21 protein-coding genes are annotated in these 23,353 nt (G+C 70.1%); 8 read left to right on the top strand and 13 right to left on the bottom strand.

All coding sequences use genetic code 11. From position 1 onward, the window contains the following. Positions 1–88: 88 nt before the first annotated feature. On the bottom strand, positions 89–979 hold the full coding sequence (locus tag VXM69_RS06615) for a LysR family transcriptional regulator (protein WP_124609788.1): 891 nt from the start codon (positions 977–979) through the stop codon (positions 89–91). A gap of 100 nt (positions 980–1,079) precedes the next feature. On the opposite strand from VXM69_RS06615, the gene VXM69_RS06620 reads away from it, so the two are divergent. Then, positions 1,080–2,645, top strand: a complete 1,566-nt coding sequence (locus VXM69_RS06620) for an MFS transporter (protein ID WP_367189184.1) — start codon at positions 1,080–1,082, stop codon at positions 2,643–2,645. A 31-nt stretch (positions 2,646–2,676) separates the two neighbouring features. Here the strand turns inward: VXM69_RS06620 and VXM69_RS06625 are convergent, their stop codons facing one another. From VXM69_RS06625 to VXM69_RS06640, 4 genes are all read right to left on the bottom strand, one after another. After that, positions 2,677–3,108 (bottom strand): DUF1090 family protein, encoded by a 432-nt coding sequence (locus VXM69_RS06625; protein ID WP_034185874.1) that lies wholly within the window; start codon positions 3,106–3,108, stop codon positions 2,677–2,679. Between the two features lie 191 nt (positions 3,109–3,299). Further along, positions 3,300–4,457 (bottom strand): LysR family transcriptional regulator, encoded by a 1,158-nt coding sequence (locus VXM69_RS06630; RefSeq protein ID WP_367189185.1) that lies wholly within the window; start codon positions 4,455–4,457, stop codon positions 3,300–3,302. Positions 4,458–4,521: 64 nt separating this feature from the next. Beyond that, entirely contained in the window at positions 4,522–5,250 is a 729-nt protein-coding gene (locus VXM69_RS06635) for an aspartate/glutamate racemase family protein (protein ID WP_059558278.1), read from the bottom strand. Between the two features lie 23 nt (positions 5,251–5,273). After that, the gene (locus tag VXM69_RS06640; RefSeq protein ID WP_226226771.1) at positions 5,274–6,824 is read right to left on the bottom strand and encodes an NCS1 family nucleobase:cation symporter-1; all 1,551 of its coding nucleotides are present in this window, start codon (positions 6,822–6,824) and stop codon (positions 5,274–5,276) included. Between the two features lie 232 nt (positions 6,825–7,056). Here VXM69_RS06640 and VXM69_RS06645 point away from each other — a divergent pair, with 232 nt between their 5' ends. Together VXM69_RS06645 and VXM69_RS06650 are read left to right on the top strand one after the other, a co-directional pair. After that, a complete protein-coding gene (locus VXM69_RS06645) occupies positions 7,057–7,323 on the top strand; it encodes a hypothetical protein (RefSeq protein WP_034185878.1) in 267 nt (88 codons plus the stop codon). 191 nt (positions 7,324–7,514) lie between these two features. After that, on the top strand, positions 7,515–8,063 hold the full coding sequence (locus VXM69_RS06650; RefSeq protein ID WP_034185879.1) for a DUF3005 domain-containing protein: 549 nt from the start codon (positions 7,515–7,517) through the stop codon (positions 8,061–8,063). A gap of 45 nt (positions 8,064–8,108) precedes the next feature. Here the strand turns inward: VXM69_RS06650 and VXM69_RS06655 are convergent, their stop codons facing one another. Both VXM69_RS06655 and VXM69_RS06660 read right to left on the bottom strand, forming a co-directional pair. Next, positions 8,109–8,867 carry a DUF4397 domain-containing protein gene (locus VXM69_RS06655; protein ID WP_034185880.1) on the bottom strand — a complete coding sequence of 253 codons (759 nt, stop codon included), beginning with the start codon at positions 8,865–8,867 and terminating at the stop codon, positions 8,109–8,111. A 273-nt stretch (positions 8,868–9,140) separates the two neighbouring features. Next, entirely contained in the window at positions 9,141–10,448 is a 1,308-nt protein-coding gene (locus VXM69_RS06660; RefSeq protein WP_367189186.1) for an MFS transporter, read from the bottom strand. Between the two features lie 534 nt (positions 10,449–10,982). On the opposite strand from VXM69_RS06660, the gene VXM69_RS06665 reads away from it, so the two are divergent. Beyond that, complete coding sequence (locus VXM69_RS06665; protein ID WP_034185882.1) at positions 10,983–11,429, top strand: MarR family winged helix-turn-helix transcriptional regulator; 447 nt, start codon at positions 10,983–10,985, stop codon at positions 11,427–11,429. Between the two features lie 23 nt (positions 11,430–11,452). Here the strand turns inward: VXM69_RS06665 and VXM69_RS06670 are convergent, their stop codons facing one another. From VXM69_RS06670 to VXM69_RS06690, 5 genes are all read right to left on the bottom strand, one after another. Continuing rightward, complete coding sequence (locus tag VXM69_RS06670; protein ID WP_034185883.1) at positions 11,453–13,738, bottom strand: molybdopterin cofactor-binding domain-containing protein; 2,286 nt, start codon at positions 13,736–13,738, stop codon at positions 11,453–11,455. 149 nt (positions 13,739–13,887) lie between these two features. Further along, positions 13,888–14,541, bottom strand: coding sequence for an isochorismatase family protein (locus tag VXM69_RS06675; RefSeq protein WP_034185884.1), 654 nt, complete (start codon positions 14,539–14,541; stop codon positions 13,888–13,890). A gap of 19 nt (positions 14,542–14,560) precedes the next feature. Then, positions 14,561–15,601: a 2,5-dihydroxypyridine 5,6-dioxygenase gene (locus tag VXM69_RS06680; RefSeq protein ID WP_034185885.1), complete on the bottom strand. Its 1,041-nt coding sequence runs from the start codon at positions 15,599–15,601 to the stop codon at positions 14,561–14,563. A gap of 47 nt (positions 15,602–15,648) precedes the next feature. Beyond that, positions 15,649–16,479, bottom strand: coding sequence for an alpha/beta hydrolase (locus VXM69_RS06685; protein ID WP_069705069.1), 831 nt, complete (start codon positions 16,477–16,479; stop codon positions 15,649–15,651). Positions 16,480–16,505: 26 nt separating this feature from the next. Then, entirely contained in the window at positions 16,506–17,258 is a 753-nt protein-coding gene (locus tag VXM69_RS06690; protein WP_367189187.1) for an Asp/Glu racemase, read from the bottom strand. A 296-nt stretch (positions 17,259–17,554) separates the two neighbouring features. Between VXM69_RS06690 and VXM69_RS06695 the strand changes: the two genes are divergently transcribed. The 4 genes from VXM69_RS06695 (at position 17,555) to VXM69_RS06710 (ending at position 22,329) form a co-directional block, all read left to right on the top strand. Beyond that, on the top strand, positions 17,555–18,712 hold the full coding sequence (locus VXM69_RS06695; RefSeq protein ID WP_059558271.1) for an FAD-dependent monooxygenase: 1,158 nt from the start codon (positions 17,555–17,557) through the stop codon (positions 18,710–18,712). A 173-nt stretch (positions 18,713–18,885) separates the two neighbouring features. Continuing rightward, positions 18,886–19,389 carry a (2Fe-2S)-binding protein gene (locus VXM69_RS06700; RefSeq protein WP_034185889.1) on the top strand — a complete coding sequence of 168 codons (504 nt, stop codon included), beginning with the start codon at positions 18,886–18,888 and terminating at the stop codon, positions 19,387–19,389. Beyond that, positions 19,379–21,772, top strand: a complete 2,394-nt coding sequence (locus VXM69_RS06705) for a c-type cytochrome (protein ID WP_367189188.1) — start codon at positions 19,379–19,381, stop codon at positions 21,770–21,772. Before VXM69_RS06700 ends, VXM69_RS06705 begins: the two co-directional genes overlap by 11 nt. Positions 21,773–21,996: 224 nt before the next feature. Then, complete coding sequence (locus tag VXM69_RS06710; protein ID WP_034185891.1) at positions 21,997–22,329, top strand: hypothetical protein; 333 nt, start codon at positions 21,997–21,999, stop codon at positions 22,327–22,329. Between the two features lie 133 nt (positions 22,330–22,462). Here VXM69_RS06710 and mmsB read toward each other — a convergent pair whose 3' ends face one another. Beyond that, a complete protein-coding gene (gene mmsB, locus VXM69_RS06715; protein WP_059558268.1) occupies positions 22,463–23,353 on the bottom strand; it encodes a 3-hydroxyisobutyrate dehydrogenase in 891 nt (296 codons plus the stop codon).

Consider the following 23,353-nt stretch of genomic DNA (forward strand, 5'->3'; position numbering starts at 1 on the left):
TCGGTTTCCGGCCGACAAACATCGAATCGTGCAATGCATATTCGCGCGGCGACTGCCGGGCCGGCCTCGACGCGTGCGGGCGCCGTTCTCAGGCGGCGTTCGACCCGGCCGGCACGACCGTGCGCAGGAACGCGCGCACGGCCGGCGCCTTTTCGAAGCGCCGGTGCGCGAGCGCCAGCTCCGACACGATCGGCTTGCCGGCGATCGGCCGGTACACGACGCCCGGCAGCGACACGCAGCCGGCGAGCGCATCGGGAATCACCGCGACCCAGCCGTTCACGGACACACAGGCGAGCACCGCGAGCAAGCCGCCCGGCCGCGCGGCGATCAGCGGTGCGAAACGGCCGCGGCGCGCGACGTCGAGCGTGCCGCGCTCCTGTTCCGGCACCGCGAAGCGCGCGCCGGCGAGGTCGGCCGCCCGCACGGTCGCCGCTTCCGCGTAGCGCGAATCGGCAGGCACGGCCGCGACGAACACGTCGCGCTGCAGCGTGACGATCCGCAGGCCGCCGGGCAGCGGCAGCGGCGGGCGCACGTACGCGAGGTCGAGCCGGCCCGTGTCGAGCTGGTTCGCGACGTCGTCCATCGGCACTTCGCGCAGGTTCAGCTCGATGCGCGGGTGCGCGGCGCGGAACGCGCCGACCGTGCGCTGCAGCGTGCCCGAATAGACGGCGGACGACACGTAGCCGATCTCGATCCGGCCGAGTTCGCCGCGCTCGGCCAGCGCGGCGAGTTCGCGGCCGCGCTGCAGGTGTTCGCATGCGGCGCGTGCTTCGGCGAGATAGGCCTCGCCGGCGGCGCTCAGCGTGACCGCGCGGCGCGACCGGTGAAAGAGCCGCACGCCGAGCACGCGTTCGGCTTCCTGGATCTGCCGCGTGAGCGCGGGCGGCGCCATGTCGAGCGCTTCGGCCGCGCGGGCGAAATGCAGGTGCTGCGCGACGCTCAGGAACGCGCGCACGTGACGGAATTCGAGCCGGTCCATGATTGCAATTTTCGTCAACAAAACAGCATGTGAGTGTCAATGACAGGCAATACCGGGCAAGCCTAGCATACGGCTTGTCCATCCTGCTCCGGAGTTGCCGATGTCCCAGTCCTCACCCGCGTCGCGCGCGGCCGCCGTCCCGCATGCGGGCGCCCGCCTGCCGGCCGCCGCGACGCTCGCGGTCGCGTCGGCGACCTGTTCGCTGATCGTGCTCGACACGAACGTCGTCGCCGTATCGCTGCCGAGCATCGCGCGCAGCTTTCATGCGAGCTTCGCCGACATCGAATGGGTCGTGAGTGCGTACATGACCGCGTTCGCCGCGTGCCTGCTGCCGGCCGGCGGGCTCGCCGACCGCTTCGGGCGCAAGCGGATGCTCTTCGCGGGGCTCGCGCTCTTTTGTCTCGCGTCGCTCGGCTGCGGCGTCGCGCCGTCGGCCGGCTGGCTGATCGCCGCGCGCGCGGCGAAGGGCGGCGGCGCCGCGCTGCTGCTGACGGCCGCGCTCGCGGTGATCGCGAACCGTTTTCCGGACGGGCGAGAACGGGCGCGTGCGTGGGCGATCTGGGGCATGTGCATGGGGATCGCGACGGCGATCGCGCCGCTCGTCGGCGGTGCGATCACGCAATGGATCGGGTGGCGCTGGGTGTTCCTGCTGAACCTGCCGGTCTGTGTGCTGCTGGCGGCCGGTGCACGCGTCGCGATCGACGAGTCGAGGGATCCGCACGCGAAACGCGTGGACGCGGCCGGCAGCCTGCTGTTCGGCGCGGCGCTCGCGTGCGCGATCGCGGCGCTGATCGGCGCGCCGGCGCACGGCTGGCTGTCGGCCGCGACGCTCGGCCGGCTCGCCCTTGCCGCGGCGCTGCTGGCGGCGTTCATCGGCGCGGAGCGCTGGCAGGCGCGGCCGATGATCGATCTCGCGCTGTTCCGCCAGCCGCGTTTCGTCGGCGCGGTGCTCGCGATGTTCGGTTATGCGGCGTGCGCGCAGGTGATGATGACGTTCCTGCCGCTGTACCTGCAGAACGCGTTCGGGATGTCGGCGATCGACGCGGGGCTCGGGATGCTGCCGTTCGCGTTCGCGATGATCGCCGGCCCGTCGCTCGGCGCGGCGCTTGCCGCACGCGTGTCGTCGGGCGGCGTGCTGGCGGGCGGGCTCGCGCTGATCGGCGCGGGCAACCTCGTCACCGCGGCGCTGACGGCCGGCGGCGACTACCGGCTCGTCGCGCTCGGCATGTTCGTGACGGGCTGCGGCGCCGGCATCATGAACGGCGACACGCAGAAGGCGATCATGGCGTGCGTCCCGGCGGACCGCACGGGCATGGCGTCGGGCATCAGCACGACGACGCGCTTCACGGCGATCGTGACGGCCGTCGGCGTGCTCGGTGCGGTGCTGGCAGCGAGCACGCACGCGCGGCTCGACGCGCTGCTGAGCGCCGCACCCGGCCTGCGTGCATTCGCCGATGCGCCGTTCATGTCGAGCCTGCTGGCCGGCGACCTGGCGCAGGCACTCGGCCGCGTGCCGCCGTCGGCCGTGGGCATACTCGCCAAGGCGGCGCCCGTCGCGTTCGCGAGCGGGTTCGCCGCTGCGCTCACCGCGAGCGGCGTGCTGGCGCTCGGCGTGGCCGTCGTTGCATACAAGTTGCTTGCGCAACCGATGCGCGACGGTGCATGACGCCGCACGGGGCGCGCTGCCCGGTGCCTCGTCAGTGCTTCAGCGCATCGCGGCTGGTTTCCGCGTCGTGCAGCGCACGCGTTGCGTCGCGCAGCTTGCGCTGCTTGTCGGCGAGCTTGCGCTGCGCCTTCGCGAGCTTGCCCGCGTCATCGCGCGTTTCCGCTTGTCGCACCGCGGCTTCCGCCTCGTGCGCCTCGTCGCGTGCCTTCGCGAGATCGCGCTGCTCGTCGCGTACCTTGCGTTCGGCGCGCGCAAGCTGGCCGGCGTCCGTGCAGTTCGCACCGATCGCGTCAAGCGCGGCTTGCTGGCGCATGGCCTGTTGCGTATTGCCGTGCAGTTTCGCGTAGTCGATCTGCGTCTGCAGCGCGCGGATGCGCGTCGCGCAGTCCTGCGTGTCGGCCGTCGCAGGCGGGCTGGCGAGCGTTGCAAGCGCAAGCGTGATGGCGGTCAGGGGGCCTTTCATCGGGGATTCCTCGGTATGTTGCCGGCGACAGCGCATGCGGCCGGCGGTGTGCGAGACGACGCATGGCCGTTCATCGGTCCGCATTGTGCAAGGCGGACCCGGGCGGGTAAATAGGATCAGTCTGACATGCGATCGACAGCGCGCGACGCGGGCACCATCGATGCGACGACGTGAGGTATGCGTCAATGGCGTCAGTGCGATTTCGTCGTGAGACGCGCATGACGCGCGACACGCGCGACGAACGGCTGCCGCTCGGTACGGCAGCGCGTGGTCCGGCGTGCGCGCGGCCGTCGCGGCGGTTCGGACTCGGATGGCGCGGGCGGTGCGGGCAAGCCGGCGGCGGCGACCGCCGCGACCGCCGGCAGCATCGCTTCAGCCTCGAGCCATGCGTGCGTCGCCTCCGCGATCAGCCCGCGCAGCCAGCTCACGCCCTCGGCGCACGATCCCGCTTCGTTCCACGTCATCCGGTACACGATGTCCGGCGGTTCGGCCGGCAGCGCGATCGCGGCGAGCGGCAGCAGCTTCGCATAGTGCCGCGCGAGCCGGTACGTGGTCGTGAGGATCATATCGGTGCGGACGAGCGCGTGCGCGGCAAGCTCGAAGTGCGGCAGCGTGACGACGATCCGCCGTTGCAGGCCCACGCGTTCGAGCTGCCGGTCGATCGCGCCGGACGCTTCGAGCCACGACGGCGTCGGGCACAGCTGCGGCGCCGCCACGAAGTCGGCGGCCGTCATCGCGCCGCGCCGCGCGAGCGGATGCGTCGCGCGCATCAGGCACACGACGCGGTCGTCGAACAGGTCGTCCTGCCGGAAGCGCGACCGGCGTGCGGGGCGGTTGTCGATCACGACGTCGAGCTCGCCGTCGGCCAGCGCACGCTCGTCGTCGAAACCGTCGCCAAGCGGATGGAAGACGAGTTGCGCGTTCGGCGCGCGCTCGCGGAACAGCGCGACGAGCTTCGGCACGAACAGCACGTTCAGGTAGTCGGGGCAGCCGATCCGGTAGGTGCGCACCGACGTGCGTGCGTCGAACGTCGGCTGCTGGATGCGGATGAAGTCGATCACGCGCAGTGCGTTGCGCAGCGGCTCGATCAGCCGCGCTCCGAACTCGGTCGGCACCATCCCGTAGCGGCTGCGTACCAGCAGCGGATCGCCGAGCAGCGTGCGCAGGCGCTTGAGCGCGGCGCTCGTCGCCGGCTGCGACATGTTCAGGCGCACGGCCGCACGCGACACGGTGCGCTCGGTCAGCAGCACGAGCAGGATGCGCATCAGCCGCGCATCGAGCACGTCGAGCGCGCCCGTGGCGTCGGCCGCGTCGCGCGGCAGGGTGGTCGGGTCTAGCGGGTCCCACATGCCGATCCGTCTCCCGGCGATACCGTGACCGCGCGCGACGCGACTGCCGGCCGGCGGCCCGGCGTCATTTTGCGAAGGCTCCCGGCCAGCCGACGATCCGCTTCGGGCGCGGCGGCGCGTACGTGCGGACCTTCGACGTCTTCAGCTTCAGGCGCACCAGCGACTCGGCGAGCGCGACCGCGGCCGATACGCCGTCGACGACCGGCACGCCCGTGCATTCCTCGATCTGCCGGTCGAGGCCGGCCATCCCGCCGCAACCGAGACAGATCACTTCCGCGCGGTCGTCCTGCACCGCGCGCTGCGCCTGGCCGACGATCGACTCGATCGCGCGGGCCGGGTTCTCCTCGAGTTCGAGCACCGCGAGGCCGCTGGCACGCACCGACGCGCAGCGTGCGTCGAGCCCGGCCAGCTTCAGGCGATCCTCGATCAGCGGCACCGTGCGGTCGAGCGTCGTGACGACCGAGTAGCGATGGCCGAGCAGCATCGCGACGCTCGCGGCCGCTTCGGTGATGTCGACGACGGGCACCGTCAGCAGCTCCTGCAGGCCTTCGCGGCCGTGTTCGCCGTAGCCTGCCTGGATCACCGCGTCGTACGGTTCGTCGTAGCTCGACACGCGGTCCATCACGGCGATCGCCGCGAGGTAGCTCTCGAAGTTGCCTTCGATCGATTCCGCGCCGAAGCGCGGCGTGAGCCCGACGATCTCCGTGCCGGGCGATGCGACGGCCCGCGCCTGCGCGGCGATCGCGTCGGTGATCGACTCGGTCGTGTTGACGTTGACTACCAGGATTCTCATCGGTGGCTCCGTGTGCGTGTGTGTCAGTGTTGCGCGCAGTCGACCGCGATGGGTTCGCCCGAGCGCTCCTCGTATTGCCGTTTGCGATCGGCCAGCAGCCAGTACACGCTGCCCGCGATGGCCGCGCCGAGCAGCCAGGAGAACGGTGTCATCGCACTGAAGGCCGGCACGACCGCGAGCGTGATCGAGATCAGCGCGGACGGCACGAGCGCCGCGAGCGCCTTGCGGTTCACGCCGCGCGTGTAGAAGTAGGCGCCGGTCGGCGCTTCGGTGTAGAGGTCGGGCACGTTCACGCGCTGCTTGCGCACGAGCCAGTAGTCGACCGTGATGATCCCGTACAGCGGGCCGAGCAGCGCGCCGAGGCCCGACAGGAAGTAGACGATCACGATCGGGCTGTTGTACAGGTTCCATGGCAGGATCAGCACCGCGATCGTCGCGCTGATCAGGCCCGCGCGGCGGAACGACAGGCGGTGCGGCGCGAGGCTCGTGAGCACGAAGGCCGGTGCGACGAAGTTCGCCATGATGTTCACCGCGACCGTCACGATCAGGAAGGCGAGGCAGCCGAGTACCAGGAACAGCTTGTTCGGCACCGTCGCGATGATCTCCGTCGGGCTGTGGATGATGTGGCCGTTCAGCTTGAACTGCGCGCCGGCCAGCACGAAGCTGATCGTCGCGAACACGAGGATGTTGACCGGCAGGCCCCAGAAGTTGCCGACGCGCACCGTCTTCGCGCTCGGCGACGAACGGGCGAAATCGCAGAAGTTGAGCACCAGCGTGCCGTAGATCGCGAGCCACAGCGAGCCGCCCGCGAAGATTTCCGTCCACATCTTCACGCCCGTCATCGGCTTGCCGATCGACATCGCGAGATGGCCGCCCGTGCGGCTGAACATCCACGCGGCGAGCGACAGCGTCGTGACGAGGATCACCGGGCCCGCGAGCCCCTCGTACTTGCGGACCATTTCCATCCCGTACGTGAGGATGCCGATCTGCACGAGCCAGATCGCGACGAACGTGATCCAGCCGAGCGTCGACAGCCCGAGGATCGCATTCTGGTCGAACGCGGCGAGGCCGGGCCAGATCGCGGTAAGCAGCACGCGCAGCACGACGGACGCGAGATAGGTCTGGATGCCGAACCACGCGATCGCGATCACCGCGCGGATCATCGCGGGCAGCAACGCGCCGTAGATGCCGAAGCTCATCCGGCTGATCACCGGGAACGGCACGCCGGTCTTCTGACCCATGTAGCCGGTGAGGTTCATGAAGCAGTACACGAGCACCGCGCCGATCGCGAGCGACGCGAGCATCTGCCAGCCCGACAGGCCGAGCGCGAACAGCCCGATCGCGAACGAGTAGTTCGCGATGTTGTGCACGTCGTTGGTCCACAGCGCAAAGATGCTGTAGCGGCCCCACGTCCGGCCTTCGGCCCGGGTCGGCGCGAGGTCGGGATTGTGCAGCCGCGGGCTCAGCGCGGGGTCGCGCGCGGCCGGATCGGTTCGATGCGATGCGTCGTCCGCGCCGAGCACGATGCCCGGGCGGTGGGTGGCTTCCAGTTGCACGCCGTTGTCTCCTTCCATGTGCGGGGCGCGAAACCGGCGGCGTGGGTACGCCGTGCCGGCTCGGGCCGCCGTGGACGTTATGTCTCGGATTTGTTCGCGAGTATGGAAGGCGGTCGCGACGATGGGAAATTAAATATTCGGCTGGGTGTCATTTGAAAAATGAATGGAGCGCGCGGCTGCGGCGGCCGGGCGGCGGCACGCAAATTGCGGGTCAGCGGGTTCCATCCACATCGACATCAGCGGAGGTGTCATGCAGCGATATTCATTTCGTCACGTATCGCGAGCCGTCTTCGCCGGCATCCTGATTGCGGGCCTGGCGGCGGGCGCGGGCTGCCAGAAGAAGGGCGACAACGGCGGCGGGGCCAGTTCGGACGCCGGCGCGACGGGCGGCATGTCGGCCGCGCCGTCCACCGCGCCGTCGGGCACGCCGAGCAGCGGAGCGGCCGGCAGCAGCGGCGACAGCGGCGCGAGCCTGCCGGGCGCGGCCTCCGCGCCGGGCGGCGCCAGCGGCGGCTGACGAGCGCTTGACCGGACGGGCGGCGCGCCGGCTGCGTGCGGGTGTGCCGTCCGCTTTTTTTGCGTGCGGCGCCCGGCGGCGTGCGTGCGCGTGGCCGGCCGCATGAAAGATTTGCAAGGACGGTTGTAGCGCTTTCCGGACCGGCGGCGACGGCATGACGCCGGCGCTGGCGGGCCGGGCAAGGAGGTGCGATGCAGAACGCGGAATCAAACCCGACCCCGGAAAAGCAACGGGAACAGATCGAGAAGAGCCCGGTGAAGACGCCGGCGGCGGGCGACATGCCGGATGCCGCGACCCAGGCCGCGCAGGTGGCGCGGCATCCGATGACGCCGGAAGCGATCGCCGGGAAAATGCCGACCGGCCTGCCGCCGATCGACGTCGACGCGCATGCGGTCGACAGCGGCGATCCCGTGCGCCGGGCCGCCGGCCGGATCGTCACGCTCGACAACGCGAACATGGCGATGACCGACAACACGGTCGATGTCGACGGCAAGGGCATGGAGGCGCGCACCGGTGCGTCGGAACTTCAGGACAACGTGATTTACTCGAACGCGTCGCTGGACGACGCAGTCGAGACGCCGGACGAAGGGCTCGCCGGGATCGAGAGCCGGCCGTCCGGCAACCTGCCGCAGATCGCGACGCGGCCGGGCTGGCGCGTGCGCCATGTCGGCGATGTCGATGTCGAACACGGCGACGGTACGCGCGCCGAGCACGTGATCCGTCTCGAGCGCGTCGACTGATGCGCGGGGCGCGGTCGCGGCGGCCGCCGCGACCGTCGGCGGTCCTTACTGCGGACCGAGCTCCTGCGCGGACGTATCGGCGTCGTTGCCCTGCGCGACGAGCACGTGAATGTCGTTCGGCGTCACGTCGCCGACTCCGCCCGACGGAATCGTCAGCAGCAGCCAGTCGGCATTGTTGTTGATGGTCACCGGTGCGGTCTTGAGGATCGGCGACTTGCTGCCGGCCGTCGTGACGATCACCTGGTAGCTGCCGCCGTTCAGGTAGGTCGAATCCTGCGTCGTGGCCGGCACCGCGTTCTGGTAGGCCGCGCCCGCCATCGTCGGGCTTTGCGTCGTGATGTCGGTGCCCGGCGGGACGACGTACACGTCGACGTTCTGCGCGTTCGGCGACGCGTTGAAGCTGCGCACGCGCGCCTTGTCCGACAGCAGGCCCTTGTCGTACGGATCGTCGATCACGGAGATCAGCGACGTCGTGCTCGGCAGCGCGATCGTCGTGTAGTGGTGGCCGTTCGACGCGCCGAACGATTGAGCGGCGATGGTCGTCGTCGTGCCCGAGACGTCGTAGCTCGCGTTTTGCGTACCGGAGTCGATGTCGTGATAGCGCGTCACGCCCTTGTAGGCGACGCCCGCCTGGTCGATTTTCGCATTCAGGTAGTAGTCGAGATTCGGGCCGGCCGGCACCGCGTTGATGAAGCGCGCCTGCGGCTTCGAGATACCGAGTTCGGTGCCGGCGTCGTCGCCGCCACACGCCGCAAGCACGGAAACGATTGAGCACAGGGCCGCTACCGTTCGTATTGATTTCATGTTGTCCTCTCGTTCAGGGAACCTGCTGACGATGCGGGACCGCCGCGCGAAGCGTCGCGCGGTGCGCAGCGCCGGTTGAGGGAAGGATGTCGACCGCCGGGAAGGCGGACGCGGGGATGGCGCAAGCGATGTGCCTGTGCGGGGAATCCCGCTGGATGACGGCGTGGGCGCACGCCGGTGCGGCGGCGTGCGCGGGAGGGGGCGGGGGGCGGGGCGGGTCGCGCGGCCGGCGCGGTTGTAAAAAAGACAGCGTCGCGCGGGCGACGCGATGCGTCAGCGGTTCACGAGCCTGGCCGGATACGCGAGCGCGAGTGCGCAGCCGACCACCATGCACGCGGCGAAGCCATACAGCCCCGCGCTCTGGGAATGGAACGTGTCGCGCAGCCAGCCGATGAAGTATGTGCTGCCGAACCCGCCGAGGTTCGCGATCGAGCACGCGAATGCGATCCCGCCGGCAGCGGCGGAGCCCTTCAGGAACGTCGACGGCAGTGCCCAGACGACCGGCATCGCGGCCGCCGCGCCCGCGTTGATCAGCGAGAACAGCAGCACCGTTCCGAGCGTGCCGTGCGGCGACGAGGCCGCGACCGCCAGCGCGACGGCCGACACCATGAACGGCACGACGATATGCCAGCGGCGTTCGCGCACACGATCGGAGCTTGCGCCGCAGTACAGCGTGGCGAGCACGGCGGCGGCATTCGGGATCACCATCAGCCAGCCGATGTGATACGCGTCTTTCACGCCGGTGTCGCGCAGGATCGTCGGCAGCCAGAAACTCACCGCGTACAGGCCGAGCAGGACGCACAGGTCGATCAGGCCGAGCGCCCACACCTTCGGATCGGAGAATGCCTTGCCGAGCGCATGGCTCTTGTTGCCGGCGGGATCGGCGTCGAGATTCGCGCGCAGCGCGCGTTTCTCGTCGGCGTTCAGCCATTGCGCGGATTCGATGTTGTTGGGCAGCCAGCGCAGCACCGCGAAGCCGAGCAGGACCGACGGCAGCGCCTCGAGCAGGAACAGCCACTGCCAGCCGCCGAGCCCGTGCACGCCGTCGAACGCGCGCATGATCCAGCCGGAGATCGGGCTGCCGATCATGCTCGACAGCGGCAGGCCGACCATGAACAGCGCGACGATCCGCGCGCGGCGCGCATCGGGATACCACTGCGTCAGGTACAGCAGCACGCCCGGCAGGAAGCCGGCCTCGGCGGCGCCGAGCAGGAAGCGCACGAGGTAGAACTGCATCGGCGTATGCACGAACATCGTTGCACCCGACAGCAGGCCCCACGTGATCATGATCCGCGCGATCCACAGCTTCGCGCCGACGCGTTGCAGCACCAGGTTGCTCGGGACTTCGAACAGGATGTAGCCGCCGAAGAACAGGCCGGCGCCGAGGCCGTACACGGTGTCGCTGAACTTCAGCGCGTCGAGCATCTGGAGTTTCGCGAGGCCGATGTTGATGCGGTCGAGATAGGCCGCGAAGTAGCACGGGCAGAAGAGGGTGATGAGGCGCAGCGTGACCTTGCGATAAAGCGGGCCGTGCAGCGCGTCGTCGGCGGAAACGGCGGCGCTCGGGTGTACGGTAGACATGGGACTGCCCCTGTTCGAGTGTGACGGATGAATGGGTGGCTCGATCGACGCGCGCGGTGTTTTCGCTGCGCCCCGGAGTCTGTATATCACGGCAATTAAATAGCGTACACACTAGAAAATACCGAATCGAACAGGCATGAATCCGGCCGCCGGGAGGAAAGCGTTTGCGAGTGAAAAACCGCGTTTATGACGCGGTTTTTTGCGATGTTGAGTGTGCGCTTAAAAGATCGATCCGGGTACGGCGGCATGCACGAAATTCGTGCGTATGCGCTCAAAAAAGCAGTGTGTGCGCGAAAGCCGGCCATCACGCGCGAGTGTGCATGCGGCAGCCGCTGCGGATGCGCGCGGCGGCCGTCGAGCGGGTGCCGTGATCGGGCGATCCGCTGCTGCCGGAGGAGCGTCGGGAGCGGGGCGTGCCCGATGCCGCGAATCCTGATGCACCGCAATGACGCAACGCTCCGCCCGCCGATTGCACCGATTTGAGGGTGTACACTGCTTGTCTTTCATTGACACGCGGCACGGGCCTGCACGTTCATGGCTTCTTCCAAGGATTCCTACGACTTTCACGACCAGGTCGGGCACCTGCTGCGCCGCGCGTATCAGCGGCACGTGTCGATCTTTCAGGAAGCGATCCCCGATTCGGACCTCACGGCCGCGCAGTTCGTGACGCTGTGCGCGGTCAAGGAGCGGCAGGCGTGCTCGCTGAACGACATCGTCAAGGCGACCGCGATCGACCAGGCGACGATCCGTGGCGTCGTCGAGCGTCTGAAGGCGCGCGCGCTGATCGAGGTGCTGCCCGACCCGAACGACGGCCGCAAGCTGCTCGTGCGCGCGACCGCGCCCGGCCTCGCGCTGATCGACCGCACGGTGCCGTTCGCGCGGCAGGTGACGGAGCGCACGTACGGCGCGCTCAATCCGGGCGAACGTGTCGCGCTGCAGTTCCTGCTGCGCAAGATGATGGAAGAAGACGGCGACGCGTGACATGCCGGTAGCGCGGGCCCGGCTTACGTCGCGCCCGCCGCGACGGATGCGCCGGCTTCGTCGGCGCGCATCAGCCGGCCGGCTTCGCGCAACGCGGCGCGCACCGTCTCGGGCGTAAACGGCGGCGCGTGGAACCGCACGCCGGTCGCATCGAACAACGCGTTGGCAACCGCGGCGGGGCCCGGAACCGACGCCGATTCGCCGGCGCCGAGCGGCGGCTCGCCCTGCCTCGGCATCAGGACGACATCGACGTCCGGTACTTCCGCGAACGTCAGGATCGGATAGCCGGCCCATTCGCGCGACGCGACCTTGCCGTCCGCGAACCGCACGCGCTCCTTCAGCGTACGGCTCAAGACCTGGATCACATTGCCGTGGATCTGGTGGCGCACGCCATCCGGATTGATCATCGTGCCCGTGTCCTGGCCGACCGTCACGCGTTCGATGCGGATGTCGCCCGATACGCGATCGACGCTCAGGTCGACGATCCACGCCGACCACGCCGCGCCGAATCCCGGGAAGCGGCTGTGTACGTAGCGTGCGTAGGCGATGCCGCGGCCGCGCACGTGCCGCGACCCGTCGTGTTCGTGAGGCGGGCGCCGCGCGCGCGGCGTCCAGCCCGCGCGGTCGGCCACGGCCTGCAGCAGCTCGGCGGCGCGCGCGTCCTGCAGATGGCGCAGCCGGAACGCGAGCGGATCGATGCCGGTCAGCGCCGCGCATTCGTCGGCGAATGCGTCGTGCGCGAACGAGTTCGGCAGCGCCGATACGCCGCGCAGCCATGACGCGCGCACGAGCGGCGCGAGATCCTCGCAGACGAAGCGGCGATGGGGGCTCGCATACGGCGACACGGCCGTGCGGTCGCCCATTTCGAACACGCGCGGCTCGGGCGCGATCGCGCCGGTCAGCAGCGCCGCGAGCAGCGGCGCGTCGTTCGACGGATAACGTGTCGTGAAGTCGTAGCCGAGCAGGCGGCCGTCGCGTGTGACGGTGCCGGTGACCTGCATCAGCTGGGCCGTGCCTTTCGGTTCCCACAGGTGCTCGTCCGCGCGGGACAACTGCACGCGCACCGGGCGGCCGACCGCGCGCGACAGCAGCAGCGCATCGCCGCACACGTCGTCCGCGCCGTTGCGGCCGTAGCAGCCGGCCGCCTCCATCCGCACAACGTCGAAATCGGCTTCGTCGCGCGCGACGAGCGTCGCGAGGTCGTGGCGCAGCGACACGGGGTTCTGCGTGCCGGACCAGACGGTGATCCGCCCGTCGCCCGGTTCGCGATAGTCGGCGAGCGCGCAGGACGGGCCGATCGAGCCGTGCATCTGGAACGGCCACGCATAGGTGCGCGACAGCGTGATCGTGTCCGGTTGCGTTCGCGCGGCATCGACGTCGCCTTCGTCGAGCAGCACGCGGCGCGCGGCCGGCGCCGCGGCGATGGCGGCGGCCGGATCGTCGAGCGGCGGCAGCGCGGGATGCGGCCGCCACGTCACGCGCAGCTGGCGCGCCGCGCGGATCGCGTGTTCCTCGCGCTCGGCGACGACGCCGACGAAATCGCCGAGCGCGACGACGGCCACGAGCCCCGGCACGTCGGCCACCGATGCACGGTCGATGTCGACGAGCGACGTGCCGACGAATGCGCCGCTGTCGTGGCCCGCGTACGGCGGCCGCACGACGCGGCCGTGCAGCATGCCCGGCACGCGCATGTCGTGCACGAACGTGAGCTCGCCGGTCGCCTTCGCGGGCAGGTCGACACGCGGCGATGACCGGCCGACGATCCGGTAATGCGCGGGGTCCTTCGTGCGCGTAGTCAGGTCGAGCGTTAGCGCGATCCGGCGCGTGGCGACGAGCGCGGCGAACGTGATCGCCTGCCCGTCGGCCGAAATCGTTCCATCGTCGACGCTCAGGCGCGCCGCATCGACACCGAATCGCCCGGCGGCAAGGGCCAGCAGCGCATGGCGCGCCTGCGCGGCCGCGCAGCGCAGCGGCGTCGCGGAGATCTGGATCGTCGCGCTCGCGATGGTCGGGCCCTGGTTCGGTGTCGCGGCCGTGTCGCCGAGCACCATCGTCACGCGCGCGGCCGGCACGTCGAGTTCCTCTGCGACGATCTGCGCGAGCGACGTGCGGATGCCGGTGCCGAGATCGACGTGGCCGTTGAACGCGAGGATGCGGCCGTCGTCGAGAATCGCGACGAAGACTTCGGGCCATGCCGGCACGTAGGACGACAGGCTGCCCGGCTGGCCGGGGGCCGGCTTGACGGGCGGCGCGGGTGGCCGGATCACGGTCAGGCAGCCGTTGCGCGCGAGCAGTTCGGAGCGGTTCACGGGGGAGGTGTCCTGTCGGGGGCGGCGCGGCCCGCGGGCGGTGGCGTCGGGGAGCGTTCGGGCGGCGGCGTGCGTGAAGCGAATCTAGGCCGCCAAAAGCGCAGCGTCAATCGCGGGCGATGCCGGTGCCGCCCGCGACCGGTCGCGACTCAGCGCGTGCGGGCCGGTGCGGCATCGATTGCCGCGATCGCGTCGTCGAGCGGCAGCACGGCTGCATATTTCTGCTGCATGTCGAACAGGTTCGCGTCGTGCGGCGCGATCGCGCGATCGCCGACGCAATCGGCGAGCACCAGCGGACGGAAGCCGTGCGACATCGCGTCGACGACGCTCGCGCGCACGCAGCCGCTCGTCACGGCACCCGCGACGAGCAGCGTCTGTACCGCGCGCTGCGCGAGCCACGGCGCCAGCTGCGTGCCGAAGAACGCCGACGGCACGGTCTTGCGCACGACGAGTTCGCCCGGCGCGGGCGTGAGTTCGGGCACGATCGCGCTGTTGGGATGATGCTCGGTCAGCGTCGCCATGCCGGGCACCTTCAGCGAGAACACGTTGTCGTCGCTGCCGTCGTCGGCATACACGATGCGGCTGTGCGCGACGGGCCAGCCGCGCGCGCGGGCCAGCGCGAGCGCATGCGTCGTGCGTGCGATCGCGGGCGCGATGTTGCCGCCGCCGAACGTCGCGGGATCGGCGAAGCCGACCACGAAATCGACGATCAGCAGGCCGATGTTGCCGTGCGGCGGCAGCGGCGTGCCGAAACCCTGCTGGCGATACACGTTCGCTTCGGCGTGACGGGAAAGATCGTTCATGGTGTCGAGTGCTCGTCGGTCAGGCGGGTTGGTCGGTCACGCGGCCGTCGCGCACGACGGTTTCGCCGTCGAGTTCGACCGTGCAGCGGCGCAGCGGGATGTCGATGTGGCAGGTGGTCGTGCGCGTGCCGCCGCCTTCGTTGTTCGGGCCGAGCGAGAACAGGAAGTTGCCTTCGAACGCGCGCGCATCCATCCCGATCGTCGCCTCGCGGTCGTACAGCCCGAGCGTCGACCAGCGCGCGCGCGGCTGCAGCCCCCAGCCGATATGCGAAATCGCATAGCCTTCGGGATCGGCGAACGTTTCCATGTAGTCGCGCAGCAGGTCGGCGTCGACGCCGCCTTCGATGCGCGTCGCATAACCGCCCTCGACCGTCAGCGCGATCGGTTCGGTCACATAGTGCTTCTGCGGCAGCAGGATGTCGCCGCGATCGATCACGATTGTGCCGCGCGCGGTGCGGTCGTTCGGGTAGGTCAGCGCGAAGCCGCTCGGCCAGTGGTCCCAGCGGCCCGGCGCGTCGACGAAGCCGTATTCGGCCGTCGGCGGGAATTCGCCGAGCGGGCACACGAGCGCGGTGCCGGCCGCCGACGTCACGCGCATCTCGCGGGCGGCGGCGATGGTCTTCGCGGCGGCGAGCACGCGCGTGCGGTCGGCCGGCGTCGGCACCATCCGCACGAGCACTTCGGGCGGCTCGACCGCGAGCAGGATCTTCGTGCCCGATTTCAGGATCGCGTGCTGTTCGGGCGAGAACAGCAGCGTCATCAGGTCGAGCACGAGGTCGCTCTCGCGCAGCGCGGCGATCGCGGCCTTGTTGCCGGTCAGCGGCGTCGTGCCGAGATAGGCGAGGGGGTCGCGGCTGAATGCCTTGTCGCCGTTCACCGGCGGCAGGTCGAGCCGGTTGACGATCGCGCCCATCGATTGCGTCGCGATCAGCGCGCACGACAGCGTCTGCGGATGGGTGGCCGCGCTCGTCAGGATCGTGACGGTCTGGCCCGGTTCGAGGCGCGACAGCGTGAGCACCTGCTTCCACGCGTCGATCAGTTGGGTATCGCTGACGGGCATCGTCGGCTCCGGTTATGGCGTGAAGAAAAGGGGCGGGCGCCGGGCGGTCAGGCCGCGAGCGGCGCGCCGAGGAAGTCGCCGAACGCCGCGTAGAAGCCCGCCGCGTTGTCCCATGGAATCATGTGGCCGGCGTCGGGCACGCGCACGTGCCGCATCGACGGCGTCGCGCGCTGCAGTTCGGCGACATCGTCGTCGCGCACCACGTCGCCGCGCTCGGCCGTGATCAGCAGCGACGGCACGGCCAGCTGCGCGGCATCCGCGTGGAAATCGTCGGTATGGAATCCCTCGTATGAAGCGCGCACCGCGCGTTCGTCGCAGGTATGCAGCCATTCGGCGCGCAACTGCAGTTCGGCATCGGTCCAGGTCGGACAGAACGCGCGCATCCCGTCGGCGTCGGTGCCCGCGCGGGCCAGCGCCATCGAGTCGATGTACCACGGCAGCTTGCCCGGATAGTCGCGGCGGTTCGGGCCCGAGACGGGCGGGTCGACGAGCACGACCGATTCGAGCCCGCGGATGCCGCGCCGCGTCGCGCGCGCGGCGATCCGCGCGCCCATCGAATGGCCGACGAGGCTCGTGCGCGGCAGGCCGAGCGCGGCGACCAGCGCCGCGATGTCGTCCGCCTGCGCATCCAGGCTGTAGTCGAGCGACGGCGACGCGTCCGACAGCCCGCGGCCGCGCACGTCGAGCACGTAGGTGTCGAATGCCGCGCCGAACGTTTCGCCGACGAAGCCCCACGTGATCGCGGGGCTCGTGATGCCGGGGATCAGCACGATCGCCGGGCGCGACGCGCGCGCGCCGGCCGTGCCGCCATAGCGCAGGTAGTGCTGGCGGATGCCGTTCGCGCGGATGTTCGCGCCGTAGAGGAAGGTCGAGGACATGAAGGGACTCCGTTCGAAGGGCGCGCTCAGTACGCGCCGGACAGCAGCGCGCCGGCGCCCGGCACGACGGGTTCGAGATCGAGCTCGCGCAGCATCGCGTAGGTGGTCGCGATTGCGGCCGTGACGACCGGCTTGCCCGTCATCGCCTCGACCTTCGCGACGGCCGGCAGCGACGGCATCTGCACGCACGCGGACAGCACGATCGCATCGGCATCCTGGTACGGCAGCGTCTTCACGATGTCGGGCAGGCGCGCCGGATCGTGGCGGCCGACGTCGAGATTGTCGGGAATCTCCAGCGCGTGGTAGGCGAGCACGTCGAAGCCTTCGTGGCGGATGTAGTCGACCACGAGTTCGGTCAGCGGCAGCATGTACGGCGCGACGACGACGATGCGCTTCGCGCCGATCACCTTCAGCGCGTCGACGAGCGCACCCGCGCTCGTCAGCACGGGCGCCCGCGCGCCGTTGTCGGCCGTGTGTTTCGTGAGGCGCGCCTGCGACACGCGGTGGTAGCCGTGCCCCATCGCCATGATCGCGACGAGGCAGGCATAGCCGAGCACGTCGACGCGCGCATCGCTCAGTTCCACCGCGCAGCGGTCGGATTCGGCATCCATTGCCGCGAGTTCTTCCTTGACGACCTTCTTCATCCGCATCCGGCTCGAATGGAACGTGAAGCGCTCGGGACGGATCGTTTCGCGCAGCCGCAGCATCGCCGGGATCTCGGTTTCCATCGTCGTGTTGGAACTCGGCACGATCTGGCCGATGCGGTAGGTCTTGCTCATGACGGGGGCTCCGTGTCGGTAAGGGAGGGCGGCACGCAGGTGCGGGATCGCCGGATGTCGAGCAAAGTCTAGTGTGTACATTTGAAAATGGCAATGGATCAAAATGAGGTTGCGCCTGCCATACCTGTTTGTATAGATGGATATTCGAGGAATTATTGGTGTTTTCCCGTATGTGATAGAGACGCCAAACAATCCGCTTGTCCTGAGTAAATTGAGTGTGTACGCTACATAAACGCCATTCAATCCGCCCGTATCCGTGCCGTGTTCGGCGCCGGGCCCACGATCAGGAGATCCGCATGAGCAAACCCCGTATCGCAATCATCGGCGCCGGTCTCGGCGGCACGGCCGCGGCTGCGCTGCTGCAGCGCGGCGGTTACGACGTCGCGCTGTACGAGCAGGCGCCCGCTTTTTCGCGCCTCGGCGCGGGCATCCATCTCGGCCCGAACGTGATGAAGATCATGCGGCGCATCGGCTGCGAGGACGCGCTGGAGACGATGGGTTCGCATCCGGATTGCTGGTACAGCCGCGACTGGCGGACGGCCGACGTGCTGTCGCAGATCCCGCTCGGCGACTACGCGCGCAAGACGTACGGGGCGAGCTACCTGACCGTGCACCGCGGCGATTTCCATGCATTGATGACGCAGGCGGTCACGCCCGGCACGATCCGCTTCGGCAAGCGGCTCGCGGCGGTCGAGGACACCGGCGATGCGGTGCGCCTGACGTTCGCCGACGGCAGCGTCGAGACGGCCGACATCGTGATCGGTGCGGACGGCGTGAATTCGCGGATCCGCGAGCATCTGCTCGGCGCGGAACCGCCGCGCTACACGGGTTATGTCGCGCACCGCGCGGTGTTCCCGGCGTCGCTGCTCGGCAACAAGCCGTACGACATGTGCGTGAAGTGGTGGTCCGAGGATCGCCACATGATGGTCTACTACGTGACCGAGAAGCGCGACGAGTACTACTACGTGACCGGCGTGCCGCAGGCCGAGTGGCCCGAGGGCGTGTCGATGGTCGACAGCAGCCGCGACGAGATGCGCGAGGCGTTCGCGGGTTTTCACGCCGACATCCAGCACCTGATCGACGTTTCGCCGTCGATCACCAAGTGGCCGCTGCTCGAGCGCGATCCGCTGCCGTTGTGGAGCCGTGGCCGTCTCGTGCTGCTCGGCGACGCATGCCATCCGATGAAGCCGCACATGGCGCAGGGCGCGGCGATGGCCATCGAGGATGCCGCGATGCTCGCGCGCTGTCTCGACGAAGTCGGCGTCGGCGACTACGCGGGCGCGTTCGCGCTGTACGAGGCGAACCGTGCGGCACGCGCGTCGAAAGTGCAGCGCGTGTCGCACAACAATACGTGGCTGCGCACGAACGAGGATCCGTCGTGGGTATTCGGTTACGACGTGTTCGACGTGCCGCTCGTCGCGCCGTCGCGCGGCGACGTGGCGGCCGCGGCCTGACGCATCCACGGTGCCCGCGCCGGGCCGGCGCCTGGCCGGCGCGGGAATCGAGGCGCGCAGGTACGTGCGCATTTCGGCGTGTTATATGTCAGGGGCGCGCCGGCGGGTGCCAGCCGGCGGCCGTGCCCGCCGCCGGCCGTCACGGCCGGCACGCCGCATTCCGGATCCATTCAATGTCCCATCCCGCATCTCCGTCGCGGCCGCTGGCGTTTCGCGTGAACGGCACGCCGCATACCTTCGACGAGGCCGCACCCGACGCGCCGCTGCTGCTGGTCCTGCGCAACGACTGCGCGCTCAACGGCCCGAAATACGGCTGCGGGCTCGGGCAGTGCGGGGCGTGCACGGTGCTCGTCGACGGGCAGGCGACCCGCTCGTGCGTCGTGCCGGCCGCCGCCGCGAACGGGCGCGACGTCACGACGCTCGAAGGGCTCGGCTCGCGCGACGCGCTGCATCCGATCCAGCGCGCGTTCGTCGACGAGCAGGCCGCGCAATGCGGTTATTGCCTGAACGGGATGATCATGAGCGCGAAGGTGCTGCTCGAACGCAACCGCGCGCCGGACGACGCGGCGATCCGCGACGCGTTGCGCTTCAACCTGTGTCGCTGCGGCACGCATCTGGAGATCATCCGTGCGGTGCATCGCGCCGCACGTTATCTGCGAGACGGCGATGAAGCGTGACGCGCGCCTGCCTGCGCAGCCGGAGCGCGCGGCGGCGCCCGGCACGCGCGACGCAACTGCCGCCGAGGCCTCGCATGCGCACCGCGCGCGCTACGAATGGCCGATCGGCGACGCGCACGCGCGGGCATCGTTCGATATCGAAACGCAGACCGCACCCGACGGGCGGATGATGGCCTGGCGCTATCGCGCGCAGGCGGCCGGCGCGGATGGGCACGATGCTCGCGGGGCTGAAGACGCGCGAGCGGATGCGGGCCCGGCGTCGCCGTTCGTCTACCGGCACGCGCGGACGTCGATCGAGCTGGCCGATGCCGGCGCAGCGATTCCCGGCCACGCGCACGCCTTTGCCCGCGAATCCTTCGTCGACGAACTCGCCGGCGCGTTGCGGCGCGACCCGGTCGCGCTGCGGCTGCAGCATCTCGATGCCGCGCGGGATGCGGGGCCGCGCGAGACCATCCGGATGGTCAGCGAGCGCGCCGCGTGGGGCGCACCGGTCGCGGCCCGCGCGACCCCGCCGTCGACGCTCAGCGGTCGCGGCTTCGCCTTCGACGGCGAGCCCGCGGCCGAATCCGGCGACGCCCGTCATGACGGCGATCCGCACTGGTCCGCCTGGGTCGTCGATCTCGATGTCGACCGTGCGACGGGCGGCGTCGCGGTGCGGCGCGTCGTGGCTGGACAGGGCGTCGGCGAGCCGGGCGACGCGTCGACGGTCGGCGTGCCCGCGTGGCAGATCGAAGCGGCGATTTCGCGCGTGATGGGGACGCGGCTGACCGCGCGTCCCGCGCATGACGAAACCGGGGCCGACGCGCAGCCGGACGCGATCGCGCTCGAGCTGGCTGTATCCGACGCAGCGGCGCCCCGTGCGCACGGCGAGCTGTCCGTACACGATGCGCGGCGGATCGAACAGGCGGCCGCGCCGGCCGCGGCTGCGATCGCGAACGCGCTGTACGACGCGACGGGCGTGCGTTTTCGTGCGCCGCCGTTCGATGCCGCGCGGATTCGCGCGGCGCTTGCGCAACCGGTGCCGGTCGATGCCGCCGGCGGGTTGCATGCGGGCCCGCGCCGCGCGTCGCGCTGGCGCCGCTGGCTGGCCGGCGCGGGGGCGGGCGGTGTGGTCGGCGGGCTGCTCGGGCTGGCGTGCGCGATCCTGCCCGGGCACGCGCCGATTGCACCGATTGCGCCCGGCGGCGCGGACGGCGCGATGTGGAGCGCCGCGACCCTCGAACGTGGCCGCCAGGTTGCCCTCGCCGGCGATTGCGCGGTGTGCCACACGGCGCCCGGCGGCGCGACCAACGCTGGCGGGCTCGCGCTCGATACGCCGTTCGGCACCATTTACACGACGAACCTCACGCCCGATCCGGAAACCGGCATCGGCGCCTGGTCATATCCGGCGTTCGCCCGCGCGATGCGAGAAGGCATCTCGCGCGACGGCACGCACCTGTACCCGGCGTTCCCTTATACGGCGTTCGCGAAGCTGAGCGAGCCCGACCTGCTCGCGCTCTATGCGTACCTGATGTCGCAGCCGCCGGTGAAGCACGTGCCGCCGCCGACCAAGCTGCCGTTCCCGCTCGACCGGCGGCGTCTCGTTGCCGGCTGGAACTGGCTGTATCACGACGCGCGGCCGTTTGCGCCGGACCCGGCGCGCTCGGCGATGTGGAATCGCGGCAAGTATCTGGTCGACGGCGCCGGGCACTGCGGCGCATGCCATACGCCGCGCAACGCGCTCGGTGCGGAGAAGGGCGGCCTGGCTTACCTGTCGGGCGGCGAAGCCGAGGGATGGGTCGCGCCGCCGCTCGTCGCGCCGCCGGCTTCGCCCGTGCCGTGGACCGAAGGCGCGTTGTTCGACTATCTGCGCACGGGCTTCTCGGCGCAGCACGGCGTCGCGGCCGGGCCGATGGCGCCGGTCGTCGCGGGGCTCGCGGCGCTGCCCGAGCACGACGTCCGGGCGATCGCGCACTATCTGGCGTCGCTGTCGCCGCCCGTCGATGCCGCGCTCGCCGCGGACGCGGCGACCCGCCAGATGCGCGGCGCGGAAACCGTCGCGACGCTCGGCCTCGAGAACGGTCGCCGCGCGTTCGACGCGGCGTGCGCGGTCTGTCATGCGGAATCGGGCGGCGTCGGGCATTTCGGCGTGCGTCCGCTGATGGGGCTCAACACGAGCGTCAGCCAGGCGGCGCCGGACAACCTGCTGCGCGTGCTGCACCACGGGATCGCCCAGCCGGCGACCGACCATCTCGGCTACATGCCGGGCTTCGGCGAGGCCTTCGACGACCGTCAGATGGCCGAGCTGGCCGCCTACATCCGGGCGCGCTACGCGCCGGGGCAGCCGGCGTGGCGCAACCTGGCGGAAGCCTCAGCGAGGATCCGCCAGGCGGCCGCGCATTGACCGTCGCACCGGTGTGAGCGGCCGGACCGGCGTGCGGGCAGGGCGAAATGACCTGTCCGACGAAAACGGTCGCTGGCGATGGCTGTAAATCTTGCCTGAATCGGCCATCGTTTAACCATTCGAAACAATGTGTTCACTGAAAGGGGCATGATCTCCGGCGATCGGGCAGGCATACTGTCGCCTATGTTGCTCAATGCACGTCGGACGGCGTGCGCTTGCCCCCCATGTCCATTCCAGTCTCTTTTCGAACCCTGCGATGGTTGACCGTCGCGGCTGCCGCATGCTTGCTCGCCGCGTGTTCGACCGCTTCCGACGTGACCGCGACGTCGAACCCGAACGTGTACACCGTGACGACGCGCACGGTCGGCGTGTCGACGACGTGGGCCGACGCCCACGAGAAGGCCGTCAACGAAGCCACCAACTATTGCACGCAGCGCGGGATGCGCGCGAGCATGAAGACGGAATCGCTGACCGGCGGCCGCCGTGTCGACGCGCGCTCCGAACTCGCGTTCGAGTGCCATCCGACCTTCGAGACGGCCTCGAACCCACGCGGCTGAACGAACGGCGGTGCCGGTCGCACCGCCGGCGCCCGGCCCGGCGCCCGCATTTCCTTCCCCGGCATGCAGACCGACCCGCGAGGCCGGACCGGCCCGTCGCGGGTCGGTGCACGTGCGGCGTCGGCCGTGCGGGTCAGGCCGGCTGCGCCTCGTACAGCTTCACGCACGCGGAGAAGTCGAGCGTGCCGAGCCCCTGCTGGCTCATCGACTGGTAAAGCTGCTGCGCGAGCGCGCCCATCCACACCGGTTGATGCGCGCTCCGCGCGGCCTCGGTCGCGAGCCCGAGGTCCTTCAGCATCAGGTTCGCCGCGAAGCCGCCCGCATAGCCGCGCGCGGCCGGCGCCGTCTCGCTCACGCCCGGATACGGGTTGTACGTGTCCGAACTCCAGCAGCGGCCGGTCGACGTGTTGATGATGCCGGCCAGCACGGCCGGATCGATGCCGAGCGCCGCACCGAGCGCCATCGCTTCCGACACGCCCATCATCGAGATCCCGAGCAGCAGGTTGTTGCAGATCTTCGCGATCTGTCCGGTACCCGTGCCGCCGCAATGCACGACGTTCTTGCCCATGTCGAGCAGCACGGGGCGGATGCGCTCGAACAGCGCACCGTCCGCGCCGACCATGAAGGTCAGCGTGCCGGCCTGCGCGCCGCCGGTGCCGCCCGATACCGGTGCGTCGGCGAGCGGGAAGCCGCGTTGCGCGGCGGCGTCGGCCACCGCGCGCACGGTGCCGGGATCGATCGTGCTGCAGTCGATCAGCGTCGCGCCGGCGCGTGCGCCGGCCAGCACGCCGTCGTCGCCGAGATAGACGGTGCGCACGTGCTGCGCGGCCGGCAGCATCGTGATCACGACGGCGCCGTGCGCCGCCGCTTCGCGCGGCGAGCCGGCCGCCGTCGCGCCCGCGCGTAGCGCGGCATCGACCGCGTGCGCGTCGAGGTCGAACACCGTCAGCGCATGGCCGGCCTTGAGCAGGTTGGCGGCCATGGGGCCGCCCATGTTGCCGAGCCCGATGAATGCGATTTCCAT

The organism is Burkholderia sp. Ed8, assembly GCF_040761425.1.
GTDB classification, from domain to species: domain Bacteria; phylum Pseudomonadota; class Gammaproteobacteria; order Burkholderiales; family Burkholderiaceae; genus Burkholderia; species Burkholderia seminalis.